The following is a 12,558-nucleotide window of genomic DNA, read 5'->3' as shown; positions in this document are numbered from 1 at the left end:
TCGACAATAACGATAGGAGGAAATAACTATGACAAAAGTAGCAGTATTGGTTGCACCTGGTTTTGAAGAAGGAGAAACATTAACCATTGTGGATATCTTGCGTAGAGCTTCTATAGAATGCGATATGGTCGGTTTATCGGAAGAAGTTACAGGAGGACATGACATTACCGTTCGGTGCGATAAGGTGCTCTATCCCACTTTTACACAAGACTATGAAATGGTCGTTCTTCCCGGAGGATACGAAGGCGCAGTGAATTTAAGAGATGATGAACGAGTGATTGCCACTCTTAAAGAAATGCAGCGCGCCGACAAATATATCGCCGCAATGTGTGCAGCTCCCATCGTATTGGAAAGAGCAAATCTACTGGAGGACAAAGCCTACACAGCATATGTAGGCTATGATAAAAAAATTGCGAGCGGACATTTTAAAGAAGACATCGTAGTGGTGGACGGGAAATTGATTACGAGCCGGGGTCCAGCGACAGCATACGCCTTCAGTTATGCCTTGGTCGATATCCTCGGCGGCGATTCAGCAGCAGTAAAAGATCGCATGGTCTACTTCAATGCATTTGAGCGTAAGGAGGACAAAGTATATGCGTAAAGTTGCGGTGTTAATGGCGGAAGGCTTCGAAGAAAGCGAAACGCTGACCATTGTCGATATTTTGAGGCGTGCGGGAATTCCCTGTGATACATTCGGTTTTGAAGAAGGGTTCATCAAAGGAATGCATCACATCTATGTAAAAGCCGATCGTCTCTTCGGAGATGCGATCAAAGAATATGATGTTTTGGTCCTTCCTGGTGGACGGCCTGGCGGAGCGAATTTGAAGGAAAATCCGGATGTTATCGAGATGGTTCGCTATTTCGATTCCCACAACAAATACGTTGCGGCCATGTGTTCGGGAACTGTCGTTTTGTCCGATGCAGATGTAATCAACGGAAAACAAGTTACCGGATATACAGGCTATGCTGAAAAGCTGAAAGGTGGTATCTTTAAAGAAGTTGTTGTCGTCTTTGATAAAAATATCATCACAAGCCAAGGCCCAGCTACCCCATATCCCTTTGCATACAAAATTGCTGAGGTATTAGGAAAAGATGTCAGCCAAATGAAAGAAAAAATGCTGTACAACTTTGCTGGCGGAAAATAAAGGGAAGGTGCAATCATGCTTTACGGTAAGCTCCCCATCGTATTTCTCAGTGCCATTGCCGCAGAAAAAAGAGGTTCGATCAACAGTACAATCGCGACTTATATTTTAGGGAATCTGGACAACATGAAAAATATAGGTATCAAAGAAATGGCTGAGAACTGCAATGTTGCTCCCAGCTCGATTTCCCGCTTCTGTAAAGAAATCGGTCTGAACGGTTTCGTCGAGCTGAAGGATTTACTTCAATCCACAGAATTTGACTATACCGGTTTTTCAGAGGATATTTCAATTGATAAACGCATCCACACTTTGGGTGAACATATCAAAACGAGCATCGATATGGTGGAAGATTCAATAGAGACTTCCAAATTGATGCAACTGACCAAAGATATTCAGCAATACGATGAAGTAGCCGTCTTCGGGTTATTGAAAGCTCAAACAGCCGCAATCATCCTTCAAAGCGATCTACTGATGTTCCGGAAACAGATTTATACAAATATTTCCTACGCAGAGCAGATTAATTACATCGTTAATGCAGATTCAAGTCATTTGATTATCCTTTTCACCTATACGGGTTCCTACTTTGACTATGATAACCAACGGAATATTCTTAAAGGTAAGGATATCCCGAAAATATGGATGGTTACCGGACAACAGAAGGAATATCCGAAATTCATATCGGATACCTTAACGTTCTCTTCTCGTCAAGATTACGCCAGTCATCCTTATCAGTTGGATTACGTGGCAAGCCTAATCGGCCAGGAGTATGCCCAAATGCAAAAACAATAAATAATTATTAAAAAGCAGCGATCCTTCTCATTCGGGAAGGGTCGCTGCTTTTTTAGGTGGATCGGTTCATTTACCGAGACAAAACGGACGCAGATGGTGCAGGCCCGATCCGCTTAATCGCTAAGCTTTGCTCGTTTCAGCGACAATCAACTTCAGACACCCTTCGATGCTGTGCAGCATCGGATTGTCCGTCCGGTAGATCACTCTCGTCTTGATTTTTAATGATTCGACCGGTGTCGACAAGATGGTGACGCGCCCCGCGAGGATGTCTTCTTTGATGACGTCTTCCGACAGGATGGCGACACCCGCATCCTTCAACAAGGCTTGGCGAATCATTTCGAGACTGTTGAAGGTCATCCGATTCTGGTCGGAAAGGCCGTTTCTCTGCATGAACTCCTGCAGAAAGCTGCTGTAGGAGGATTCCGATTTGTAGAACAGCAAGGGCGGCTGCAGATCGGGGTCTCGTCTCATGTGGCTGGCCAAAGTGGTTGAAGCAACCAAGTAAATGTTGTCTTCCCGGAGCAACCGGTCGCGGACGCCGATTGTCGTGTAGTTTGCACTGAGGATGCCGATATCGTATTGCTTATCGCGCACTCCTGAAAATATCAGTTTGGCGTTTTCGGCGGTATCGATTTCGATTTCGATGTTTGGAAACTGCTCGTAGGCTTTCGCAAAAAACTCCGACAGGTTCGTCTTCATGTAATTCAGATCCCCAACGATCCGCAACCTCAACTTTTCTTCGGACAGATTCCGCATCTTATCCATAGCTTCTTCATAGAGGCTGAATATTTGGGAGGAATACTCGAACAAGGCTTCCCCGGCAACTGTCAGGAACAGTTTCCTGCCTGCCCGGATGAACAATGCCTGCTCCAGATCCGATTCCAACTTTTTGATTTGTTTGGTGATCGCCGGTTGGCTCAGTTCAAAATGTTGGGCGGTTTTGGAGAAACTTAAATAAGTAGCGCAATAATGGAACGTCCGTAGATGTGATAAACCCATCGCAATCCCTCCGTGTCAGGTTATTTACCATTCAGTATAACCCTTAGTTATGAAAAAAGATTATGTATGTAAGGAAGTCGTGAATCCTGTCAGGAAATATCACACGATCAGGAAAAGCCGCAACTATTCAAAAGTCATTTCCAATCCTTACAGGGATGGGAAGATATCGTTTTCAGAAATTTACACCAAGTAGTCGACCTTGAAAATGTTACTTATACTTTGAATCAGAAAAGAAAAAAGTAGGGATCTACTCTGGATGGCAGAAATAGATGGCCGTTCATCCGGATCCGCAAATGCATCAAGTGAACGGAGGGAGCTTATGTACGTCGCAAATGGAACAGGCAGGCTTGAGAAGGTTTTGCTGTCAAAACCCAATCATGTCCATCAGGCAGAACAAATCAACGAAATTTCAAAAAATTGGAACCTGGAGCATATAGATGAAAGACGCGTCCAAAAGGAATTCCATGATCTTCATGCATTATACGAAAGCTTGGGCATTTCCGTCGAGCTGATGGAAAAGGACGAAATCCTTCCGCATGCCGTGTTCGCCCGGGACTTTGGAGGCTGCGTGAACGAAGGCTACATCCTCGGAAAATTCAAAAATGGGATCCGCTTGCCGGAAACAGCAGCCTACGAAGAGAAAATGGCCGAGTTGGGTGTTCCGTTATTGGGGGAAGTGTCAGGGGCGGGCGTCTTTGAGGGCGGGGACTTTGCCTTCCTGGATGAACGCACTGTCGCCATCGGAATGTTGGATCGGACGAATGCGGAGGGATTCGGCCAGATTACGGAAATCCTGAAGCCTTTGGGTTATGAGGTGCATTCCGTTGAGATGGATCCGCGCTACCTCCATTTGGATATGTGCTTTAACCTGGTTGCTCCCAAGGTGGCAATCGGCTATGCCGATTTGCCTGAAACTTTCGTCGCGCTGTTGAAGAAAATGGAAATCGAATTGATCACCGATGACGAACCCGCTATTTTCCGGCACGGCTACAATGTCCAGGCAATCGGACGTGACGAAGTGATTTCCCTGGTTCAGAATCGGGGCATCAATGAAAAGATGCGCAAGAAAGGGCTCACCGTCCATGAAGTCGAGTTGACGGAGCTGCTGAAATTAGGGGGAGGCATCCATTGCATGACCTTTCCTCTTAGAAGAATGAACGCATAGGGGGAACCGATATGTATGAAAAAATCAAAAATCTGCCGCAACCGCAGCAAATAGAAGCACTGGCAAAGGAGCTCGTCCAGATCCCGAGCGTGAACAGTTCCGCGCATGGTGAAGCGGACATCAGCAGACGGGTCGCCGAGATTCTGTCGAGTTTCCCCTATTTTCAGGAACACCCCGAACAAGTCTGGGAAACGCCGTTGATAGATGATTCTTTGCAGCGGAGAAATGTATTCGCTTTTCTCCCCAAAGCTGATTCGAAGAAGATCGTCCTGCTGCACGCTCATATCGATACGGTCGGCGTCGAGGACTTCGGAAAGCAGAAAGCAGATGCTTTTTCGCCGGATCGTCTGTTGCGTTTTTTTGAGAATTACGAAGCGGATGCGGAAGTTCAAAGGGATGCATTGTCCGGGGAGTGGGCATTCGGGCGCGGCATGTTGGACATGAAGAGCGGGATGGCTGTGCATCTGGCGAACCTGCTGCATTATTCATTACATCCGGAACAACTCCCATTCAACCTGTTGCTGATGGGAAATCCAGTGGAGGAGAACGATCATACCGGCGTAATTGCTTCTTTGCCGGAACTGCTGGCGTTCAAGCAGAAGGGTTACGAATTCGTCATCGCGGTCAATACCGATTTTGTCTCGCCGTTGTATGAGGGGGACAGCACCCGCTATCTGTATACGGGTGCTGCCGGGAAAATTCTCCCTTGTTTTTACATCAAAGGCCGGGAAACGCATGTGGGCAGCACCTTGCAGGGCATCGACCCGACGCTGCTGTCCAGTGCCATCAACTTGGCGATCAACACGAACCCCGACTTGTGCGAGCTGATCGACGACGAAGAGGTCCTGCCGTCATCCGCTCTCCAGCAGCGGGATTGCAAAGACTTCTACAATGTCCAAACGGCAAAAGTGGCGCATCTGTATTTCAACACTTTCCTTTACGAACGCTCCGTTACGGAGGTGCTGACGGTATTGCACGGTGCAGCCGAGGAAGCCGTCCGGGAAGTGACGGATAAATTGGACGCCCGACTTGCCGAATACCGTGCCAGAGTCGGCGTTCCGATCGGTACGGTCGAGCACGAGGTGAAAGTCCTGCTTTTCGAAGATTATTTGCGGGAGTGTTCGCAAAGGGGTGTCGATACGGCTGCAATCATCGATGAAACGCTGCAGAAATACGGTAGCGAGGACAAACGGGCATTCGGCTTTCGGCTGATCGACGCTTTGGAGCATGCGACAGGGGACGACAGCTCCAAAGTGATCCTGTTCCTGGCACCACCGTTTTGTCCGCATAATGGCATCGAACCGGACTCGTCGGTTGACAATGCCATTTCAGCCGCGATGGAAAAAATCGGAGTGGAGCACGGTCAGGCATTCAAAAAACGGCGCTTCTTTCCGTTCCTTTCCGACAGCAGCTACCTGTCCATGAGCGAAACCAATGAGGAAATCCTGACATTGATCCAAAATTTTCCGGGCATGGAAAGCATTTATCCCTTGCCTACCGAAGATATCCAGGAGCTTTCGATCCCTGCCGTCAATCTAGGCGTGTTAGGAAAAGGGGCGCACACTTGGAAGGAAAGGATCCACAAGCCCTATTCCTATGAAGTCCTGCCCCAACTGATCCGTGAAGTCATTTCGAATCTATCACGCGAGGAGAAAGACCGAGCCGATAGTGATAAGCGATTATCCGGAACTGTTGGGAAGCTGTGATCTGGCGGTGGAGATTGACGTGAGTGTTGTCATTTTCTGAACCGCAAATGCCAGGTCAATCCGATCAGGTGGGCCAAGTATACGATTATCAGTACGATGCGCAACAACGCGCTGTCGGTCAGCGCAAAAGGGATTGCAAAGACGAAGAGCATCATCACGAACATCCGGACCATTCCTAGGTTCGTGATGTTTTTCTTTACTAACGGCTCCTCGATGTATTGTTTGTATTTTTCCGATTCGATGAATTGCTGATGCAAACGGTCCGAACTGCGGACCCAGAAAAAGCCGGTCAGCAGATAGAAGACAGTTGTAGGCAGGAACGGCAGGAATATCCCGACAGTCCCGAGACCGAACGTCAAGAAACCCATGCCGATGTATAGGTATTTTTTCAAATGGATAGTCTCCTTCAAATCTGATAAGAATCAGATAGTTTTTGTTGCTTATAGTTAACAATATCGTCGTAATGAAGATTGTTTGTGATATACTATTCAGATAGTATAGTACATTTGGCGGAGCGTGTGTATTAGGGAAGTCCTGATTCATCACCGAGAAGGAGCTATTATGAAAAATACATCTCTTATAATTTTGGGTTTACTGTTTGCCTTTTTTGGAATCAGTATGTTTATGCCTTGGATCCTGCTCCCAAATTATGAAACATTAGCGTTGGACCCGACATCCGGCTATCGGTTTTATTCACAAAATTATTTCGTGCTATTATTATGTGTCCTGAGTTTGCTGACGTATTTTTTGCTTTTCAGGTTCAGGCAAACCAATGTGTTGCTCTTATTGGCAGCGGAACTGATTTTTTTGGCAGGAATCCTCCTGTCGCCGCTGATATCCAACGGTATGATTTTCTTCGACGTCGTGCTCTACGGGTATTATGTTGCCGTAGCCATGTTGTTGACATTGATCCTTTACCTGATCGTTTTGTATTTCGGGTGGAGTGAGCAGCTTTCATAGCAATTTACAAAACCGTACGGGACGACTTTGGATGTCCATCCGTGCGGTTTTTTGTTTTGGACCGATTGCTATTATTCCCATCATGCAAGCGTTTGTATATTTTGACAAACTTTTTCTTTCGTGCTATTATTACTTCGAAATCGAAATAAAAAAGGGAGGTGTTACGATGTCTGCAACAGATCGCGATACTTTAAAGGCCCTTACTGTGTTATTTAAATCATCTCAACATGTACAGGACAAACTGAAGAAAGATATGATGAAGCAAGGTTTGAATTTTTCCGAATTCGCCGTGATGGAATTGTTGTATCATAAAGGGGAGCAACCGATCCAAAACATCGGAAAGAAAGTCTTGCTTGCCAGCAGCAGTTTGACGTACGTTGTCGATAAATTAGAGAGCAAAGGGCTAGTGCAACGCATCCCATGTGCAACTGACCGCCGCGTTATTTTTACAGCCATTACCGAAGAAGGACGCAAATTGATGGATCGCATTTTCCCATTGCATGCTGCTTATATCGCAGAAATATTTTCTGTCCTTTCAGATAAAGAAGTAGAAACGTTCATCGACTTGGCCAAACGAGTAGGGCTCCATGCCGAAAACTTGGAGCACTGATCAGAATCCAGCGTCAAAACATCAGGGACTGCCGCAGCATTGAGAGCTGGGAAGTCCCTTTTTTTGTGCTTTTTTATGCAGGAACCGTCACTTTTTCCGGATGCAATCCCCATACATATGGTAAAATAAGCATTATCAGACAAAAAGGAAAGATGACAGTGAAAAATAAGAAAATAACCAAAACAAATGCGATGCGCATGTTGGATAAACAGAAGTGCTCCTATACAGTCCACGAATACGCTTGGTCGGAGGACCACCTCGATGCGCTGTCTGTCCTTGAAAAAATGAGTCAGGATGCCGGTGCGGTTTATAAAACAATTGTAGCGGTCGGCGATAAGACCGGCGTCGTCGTTGGGGTCATCCCGGCGCAGAACGAACTGGATCTGAAAGCTTTTGCGAAAGTCAGCGGCAATAAACGGATCGAAATGTTGCCTTTGAAGGATCTGGAAGCAACAACCGGGTATATCCGGGGAGGCTGTTCGCCGATCGGGATGAAAAAAGCGTTCCCTACTTATTTGTCCCATCATATTCTTGATGAAAAGCGCGTGCTGGTGTCCGGCGGCAAACGCGGTACGCAGATTGAGCTCAGTCCTGCCGATCTGATGACTGCAGCGCACGCTAAAGTTGAAGAGATTACTCAAGAGAAAGATGAATGAAGCACGTTCCTCTTTGTCAATGAAAAAGGAGAACGTATCATGAAGAAATTGCACATCTACCATATCAATGATCTGCATTCGCATTTTGACAATTGGCCGAAAATTCGGCGTTTTTTGTTGGAAAAGAAGGCTTTTCATGAAAAGAACGGAGAAGAGGTTCTGCTCTTCGACATCGGCGATGCCTGCGACAGGGTGCATCCTTTGACGGAAGCCACCAATGGCAAGGCAAACATCGAATTGTTGAACCAAGTTCCCTTCGATGCCGTGACGATCGGCAACAATGAAGGAATCGGCAACGACAAACGGCAATTGGACGAGCTCTACGACGATGCCGAATTTCCCGTCGTGTTGGCGAACCTCTATGATCCGGAAACGGAGGCTCTGCCGGCCTGGGCGCAACCATATCTGATCAAGACTTTGTCAAGCGGTCTGAAGGTCGGGATCATCGGATTGACGGCACCGCTCTATCTCAGTTATGTCCCGAACGGCTGGGCCCCTAAGGAATCGGATGAAGTCCTGCCGAAAATTTTGTTGAAAGTAGCGCCGTCCGTCGATTTGATCATCCTTTTGTCGCATGTCGGCATCATCGAGGATATCCATATCGGAGAAATGTACCGTTCCATTCCGATCATCATCGGAGCGCATACCCATCATGTGCTGCCGGAAGGCAAACATGTGGATGAGTCCCTGTTGCTGGGAGCGGGTAAGTTCGGGAAATATATCGGTCATGTGACGGTCAGCTATGATTCCGACAGGATTTTGGATCGCCAAGCGGAATTGATCGAAGCAGGAGCTTTGCCGGAAAAACCTGGCGATCTAGCGGAAGTCGAGGAACTGCAGCAACGCGGTGAAGAACTGTTGTCTGCCATCCCGATTGCGGACAACCCGGCTCGCCTCAAAGCGGATGAAGGCCACATCAATGATTTGTTGCTGTTGGGATTGGACGCTGTGACTGAATATGCCGATACGCCATTCGGCATTCTGAACTCCGGACTGTTCCTGGAAGATCTGCCGGAAGGAATCATCACCAAAAACCATCTGCATCAAATCCTGCCGCATCCGATGCGTTTGCTGGAATGCACGCTGACGGGGCGGGATTTCAAAGTCATGATCGATGAAATGGAATCGCAGCGCGAAGAACTGATGACGAAGGAAATAACCGGCATGGGTTTCCGGGGAAGAATTTTCGGAGAGCTCTGCTACCGGGGGTTCGAAGTCGATCCGGTCACGAACCGCGTGACCGTGGATGGCAGAGAGCTTTCCGATGAGGAGGACATCACCTTTGTGACGGTGGACCATTTCCGCTACATCACTTATTTCCCCACAATCGAAAACGAAGGCCGCAGCCGTCTGTTGTTCCCGTATTTCTTAAGGGACGTGTTCGGTCTGCATTTAGAAGAAAAATTTCCCATAATGAGAGAAAAGTGAGGTGCTATCGTGGATAAAAAGGAATTACTGGATGAATCATTGAAAACGCAAGTGGACTCCTTGCTGGAAACTATTGCGGATGATAGTGAATCGGAAACAAGCGACCGTAACGAAGAGGAAGAAATTGTAAAGTTATTGGACGACAAGCGTCTTTTGGTGGGAACACAAGAATATGAATTGAGTATCGATCACCGAGAAGGCTTTGATGCTGAAGCGTTAGCCGGAAGATATACATCGATTCTGAGCAAGTACGATTATATTGTCGGAGATTGGGGCTATGAGCAATTGCGCCTGAAAGGTTTTTACAGAAACAATAACAGCAAAGTCTCCCAAGACAAAAAAATCAGTTTCCTGGAGGATTATCTCTATGAGTACTGCAATTTTGGCTGTGCCTATTTCGTAATCGAGAAAACGCGCGCCGAGAAAGAAAAAATCACAAAAACAAAGCGCAACCGCAAACGCAAAAACCGTGAAGCGAACAGAGAGGAATTGCCTGCTGATGCAACTGTCCAAACAGCTGCCCAGCCGACTCCGACTCCCGCACCGGCTCAACCAAACAAAAATAAAGTAACGAAAAATGTCGAAAGACCGAGAAGCCAAGGGAAGAAAAAAGGATTCGTGATCAAAGATGTGAACGAAAAGGACTCCCAGCCAAAAGACCAACCAAAAACGACTACAACCAGATCTGCTAAGGGCGAGAAGAAAAGTTTCCAAATCAAAAAGATAGAGCAGTGATCAGGAGGAGAACATCATCAAAAAGTATAAAGGTTATTTAATCGATCTGGACGGGACCGTGTACAAAGGTGCTGAGCGCATCCCGACTGCGGAAATATTCGTCAAAGAACTTCAGGATAAAAACATTCCGTTCCTGTTCGTCACGAACAATGCAACCAAGACCGCTACAGAAGTCAAAGAGAATCTGCTGCAAAACTTCCAGATTGATGTGACGGAAGATCATATCTACACCAGCGCCATGGCGGCATTGGATCACCTGAATGAATTGAACATCGGCAAGAAGGTTCTGGTCGTCGGTGAAGCCTCTTTGAAGCAGGAAGTGCAAGCTGCTGGTTTCGAAATGGTCGATAAAGATCCTGATTTTGTCCTGCAGGCCTTGGATCGCGGGGTTACGTATCAGCAATTGGAGGCTGCTTGTTTGGCAATCCAAAAAGGAGCTAAGTTTGTTGCGACGAACCCTGATACCAATTTGCCGACCGAACGAGGCTTTATTCCTGGAGCTGGTGCTTTGACTGCCTTTCTGAAGGCTTGCACGCAGAAAGAACCGTTGATCATCGGCAAACCGTATCCGACAATCATGGCCGGCGCCATCAAAAGGATGCAACTGGAGAAGGAAGATGTCGTCATGGTCGGGGACAACTACAATACAGATATCCTGGCGGGCGTCCATTATGGAGTGGACACGTTGATGGTCCTGACCGGATTCTCCCAACTGGTGGACATTGAAGGCAAGGCTGAGCAACCCACCTATATCGTCAATGATCTGTCCGAGTGGGAAGTGTAGTGATGGCGCAGAAACTGAAATATTTCTTCGGATACACCGCAATCTTTTTGCTGGTGTTGAGTGCAAGCATCGCCTTCACGATCAACTTCACACCGCTCTACAGCTTTGATATCGATTACCTGAACATTGAACAAATGACCGGGTTTTCGAAAGAAGTCATTCTGGATAATTACCGCGTCCTGATGCAGTATCTGAATTTGCCATGGATCGCGGAATTGAAGATGCCTGATTTCCCAGCATCCGAAAGCGGATTGTTCCATTTTCATGAGGTGAAAAGACTGTTCCTATTGGATTACGCCATATTGGGAGTGTCGGCCGTCGCAAGCATATTATTTTTGCGGATGGTGAAAAAAGAGCAGGGTTATTGGCGTATGCTGAATCCTTTGCGCCTGATGGTCGCTGCGCCTTTAGTGGCTTTGACTGTGATATTCATGAACTTCGACCGGTTGTTTGTGGCGTTCCACGGTGTCTTCTTCAATAATGATGCCTGGATCTTTGATTCCCGGACAGATCCGATTATTCTGGCGTTGCCGCAGGACTTTTTCATGCATTGTTTTGTGATGGTCTTTGTGATGCTTGAATTATTGCTTGTGCTGCTGTACTTCTGGGTACGCAGGAAAATAAAAACGACATAAAAAAACCAGCTTGAGCTGCCATCTTGTTTGATGGCAGCTCAAGCTGGTTTTTGTTTTGGCTGGGTGCTCGATTTCTCCCCGGGGTTTATCGCACTCTTCGCAAACGTGTTCTGATTCGCAGGGGATTCCGCCTAAGCTGCTATTACGTCACGGCCAAAAAGCGGCCGTTCTCGTAATAGCTTCTTAGTGCTCATCCCCTCCCGCGAATCATCACACTCTCTATTTCATTATATCGCTTTTGTTAGGGTTGTCGTGGGCGATGCGGCTGGCGGCTGCTGCGGCGATGGCGCCAACGATGTCATCAAGGAAAGTGTGGCATTCTGAATCGGATTTGTCATTCAGTTTCTGCAGAATGCCGGGTTTTACTTTATCGATGTATCCGTAGTTCGTGAAGCCGATGGAGCCATATACGTTGACGATCGAAAGGGCAAGGATCTCATCGATGCCGTAGAGCCCTTCGTCGTTCAGGATAATATCCGCCAGTGGCTGGGAGAGCTGTCCCGATTCGGCGAGCTTATCTATCTCGATACCGGTAATGATTGCATTTTGAACTTCGCGTTTCAGGAACACAGCCTTAACGTTCTCGATACACTCCTCCATTGTCAGATTTTCTACATAGGATTTTTGGAGATGCAAAACGAGGTCGGCGATATCCTCGACGCTCACGCCGCGTTCCTCAATTAAAGCCACCGCCCGTGCATGCAACTCGCTGTCTGATTTGACCATATTAATTCCTCCTGGATTCGTATTTGATACTTTTATTATAGAGGAAGGGCAATTGAAAACAAAAGAAGAGGCATTCTTGATGAATTATTTGCGCCAGCGCGTTCGGGTTGTCGGATTCATAGGCGTTATCCAACGATTCTGGGGTAAGTAAAAAAGGCCATCTCTGAAAGAGGGTTCTATAATAAATGGTGTTGATGAAGTAAATTTCATCAACGCCTTTTTT

At 46.9% G+C, this 12,558-nt stretch carries 16 protein-coding genes; 12 read left to right on the top strand and 4 right to left on the bottom strand.

Annotated elements, in window-relative coordinates; genetic code table 11:
- Positions 1–28 precede the first annotated feature (28 nt).
- Genes C7R73_RS05870 through C7R73_RS05860 form a run of 3 tightly spaced genes read left to right on the top strand, consistent with a single transcriptional unit; the run spans position 29 to position 1,931 of the window.
- A complete protein-coding gene (locus C7R73_RS05870; RefSeq protein WP_106449596.1) occupies positions 29–601 on the top strand; it encodes a DJ-1 family glyoxalase III in 573 nt (190 codons plus the stop codon).
- Positions 594–1,145: a DJ-1 family glyoxalase III gene (locus C7R73_RS05865; RefSeq protein WP_106449595.1), complete on the top strand. Its 552-nt coding sequence runs from the start codon at positions 594–596 to the stop codon at positions 1,143–1,145. Before C7R73_RS05870 ends, C7R73_RS05865 begins: the two co-directional genes overlap by 8 nt.
- Positions 1,146–1,160: 15 nt before the next feature.
- Positions 1,161–1,931 (top strand): MurR/RpiR family transcriptional regulator, encoded by a 771-nt coding sequence (locus C7R73_RS05860; protein ID WP_106449594.1) that lies wholly within the window; start codon positions 1,161–1,163, stop codon positions 1,929–1,931.
- Positions 1,932–2,051: 120 nt separating this feature from the next.
- Here C7R73_RS05860 and C7R73_RS05855 read toward each other — a convergent pair whose 3' ends face one another.
- Positions 2,052–2,930 (bottom strand): LysR family transcriptional regulator, encoded by an 879-nt coding sequence (locus C7R73_RS05855; protein WP_106449593.1) that lies wholly within the window; start codon positions 2,928–2,930, stop codon positions 2,052–2,054.
- A 256-nt stretch (positions 2,931–3,186) separates the two neighbouring features.
- Here C7R73_RS05855 and C7R73_RS05850 point away from each other — a divergent pair, with 256 nt between their 5' ends.
- The gene (locus C7R73_RS05850; RefSeq protein ID WP_338064717.1) at positions 3,187–4,095 is read left to right on the top strand and encodes a dimethylarginine dimethylaminohydrolase family protein; all 909 of its coding nucleotides are present in this window, start codon (positions 3,187–3,189) and stop codon (positions 4,093–4,095) included.
- Between the two features lie 11 nt (positions 4,096–4,106).
- Positions 4,107–5,801: a peptidase M20 gene (locus tag C7R73_RS05845; RefSeq protein WP_106449591.1), complete on the top strand. Its 1,695-nt coding sequence runs from the start codon at positions 4,107–4,109 to the stop codon at positions 5,799–5,801.
- Between the two features lie 29 nt (positions 5,802–5,830).
- Here C7R73_RS05845 and C7R73_RS05840 read toward each other — a convergent pair whose 3' ends face one another.
- Positions 5,831–6,193 (bottom strand): YbaN family protein, encoded by a 363-nt coding sequence (locus tag C7R73_RS05840; protein WP_106449590.1) that lies wholly within the window; start codon positions 6,191–6,193, stop codon positions 5,831–5,833.
- A 169-nt stretch (positions 6,194–6,362) separates the two neighbouring features.
- Between C7R73_RS05840 and C7R73_RS13710 the strand changes: the two genes are divergently transcribed.
- From C7R73_RS13710 to C7R73_RS05805, 7 genes are all read left to right on the top strand, one after another.
- Positions 6,363–6,761, top strand: a complete 399-nt coding sequence (locus C7R73_RS13710) for a hypothetical protein (protein ID WP_106449589.1) — start codon at positions 6,363–6,365, stop codon at positions 6,759–6,761.
- A 166-nt stretch (positions 6,762–6,927) separates the two neighbouring features.
- Positions 6,928–7,371, top strand: a complete 444-nt coding sequence (locus C7R73_RS05830; RefSeq protein WP_106449716.1) for a MarR family winged helix-turn-helix transcriptional regulator — start codon at positions 6,928–6,930, stop codon at positions 7,369–7,371.
- 158 nt (positions 7,372–7,529) lie between these two features.
- Entirely contained in the window at positions 7,530–8,027 is a 498-nt protein-coding gene (gene ybaK, locus C7R73_RS05825; RefSeq protein ID WP_338064716.1) for a Cys-tRNA(Pro) deacylase, read from the top strand.
- A 39-nt stretch (positions 8,028–8,066) separates the two neighbouring features.
- On the top strand, positions 8,067–9,455 hold the full coding sequence (locus C7R73_RS05820) for a bifunctional metallophosphatase/5'-nucleotidase (protein WP_106449588.1): 1,389 nt from the start codon (positions 8,067–8,069) through the stop codon (positions 9,453–9,455).
- A gap of 9 nt (positions 9,456–9,464) precedes the next feature.
- On the top strand, positions 9,465–10,190 hold the full coding sequence (locus C7R73_RS05815) for a YutD family protein (RefSeq protein WP_161525872.1): 726 nt from the start codon (positions 9,465–9,467) through the stop codon (positions 10,188–10,190).
- A gap of 16 nt (positions 10,191–10,206) precedes the next feature.
- The gene (locus tag C7R73_RS05810; RefSeq protein WP_106449586.1) at positions 10,207–10,974 is read left to right on the top strand and encodes a TIGR01457 family HAD-type hydrolase; all 768 of its coding nucleotides are present in this window, start codon (positions 10,207–10,209) and stop codon (positions 10,972–10,974) included.
- A gap of 2 nt (positions 10,975–10,976) precedes the next feature.
- Positions 10,977–11,609, top strand: coding sequence for a TIGR01906 family membrane protein (locus C7R73_RS05805; protein WP_106449585.1), 633 nt, complete (start codon positions 10,977–10,979; stop codon positions 11,607–11,609).
- A 219-nt stretch (positions 11,610–11,828) separates the two neighbouring features.
- Here C7R73_RS05805 and C7R73_RS05800 read toward each other — a convergent pair whose 3' ends face one another.
- Positions 11,829–12,335, bottom strand: a complete 507-nt coding sequence (locus C7R73_RS05800; protein WP_106449584.1) for a phosphatidylglycerophosphatase A family protein — start codon at positions 12,333–12,335, stop codon at positions 11,829–11,831.
- A gap of 1 nt (position 12,336) precedes the next feature.
- The coding region (locus C7R73_RS13795; protein ID WP_205076476.1) for a hypothetical protein at positions 12,337–12,558 on the bottom strand (222 nt) is incomplete at its 5' end.

Source organism: Trichococcus alkaliphilus (genome assembly GCF_003008695.1).
Lineage (GTDB): Bacteria > Bacillota > Bacilli > Lactobacillales > Aerococcaceae > Trichococcus > Trichococcus alkaliphilus.
This window is presented reverse-complemented; position numbering and strand designations above follow the sequence as displayed.

Excerpts from the sequence above, each read along its gene's own strand:
- C7R73_RS13710 (WP_106449589.1), top strand. The coding sequence starts at position 6,363 with ATGAAAAATACATCTCTTATAATTTTGGGTTTACTGTTTGCCTTTTTT.
- C7R73_RS05850 (WP_338064717.1), top strand. The coding sequence starts at position 3,187 with ATGGCAGAAATAGATGGCCGTTCATCCGGATCCGCAAATGCATCAAGT.
- C7R73_RS05855 (WP_106449593.1), bottom strand. The coding sequence starts at position 2,930 with ATGGGTTTATCACATCTACGGACGTTCCATTATTGCGCTACTTATTTA.
- C7R73_RS05845 (WP_106449591.1), top strand. The coding sequence starts at position 4,107 with ATGTATGAAAAAATCAAAAATCTGCCGCAACCGCAGCAAATAGAAGCA.
- C7R73_RS05865 (WP_106449595.1), top strand. The coding sequence starts at position 594 with ATGCGTAAAGTTGCGGTGTTAATGGCGGAAGGCTTCGAAGAAAGCGAA.
- C7R73_RS05805 (WP_106449585.1), top strand. The coding sequence starts at position 10,977 with ATGGCGCAGAAACTGAAATATTTCTTCGGATACACCGCAATCTTTTTG.
- C7R73_RS05870 (WP_106449596.1), top strand. The coding sequence starts at position 29 with ATGACAAAAGTAGCAGTATTGGTTGCACCTGGTTTTGAAGAAGGAGAA.
- C7R73_RS05860 (WP_106449594.1), top strand. The coding sequence starts at position 1,161 with ATGCTTTACGGTAAGCTCCCCATCGTATTTCTCAGTGCCATTGCCGCA.
- C7R73_RS05830 (WP_106449716.1), top strand. The coding sequence starts at position 6,928 with ATGTCTGCAACAGATCGCGATACTTTAAAGGCCCTTACTGTGTTATTT.
- C7R73_RS05800 (WP_106449584.1), bottom strand. The coding sequence starts at position 12,335 with ATGGTCAAATCAGACAGCGAGTTGCATGCACGGGCGGTGGCTTTAATT.
- C7R73_RS05820 (WP_106449588.1), top strand. The coding sequence starts at position 8,067 with ATGAAGAAATTGCACATCTACCATATCAATGATCTGCATTCGCATTTT.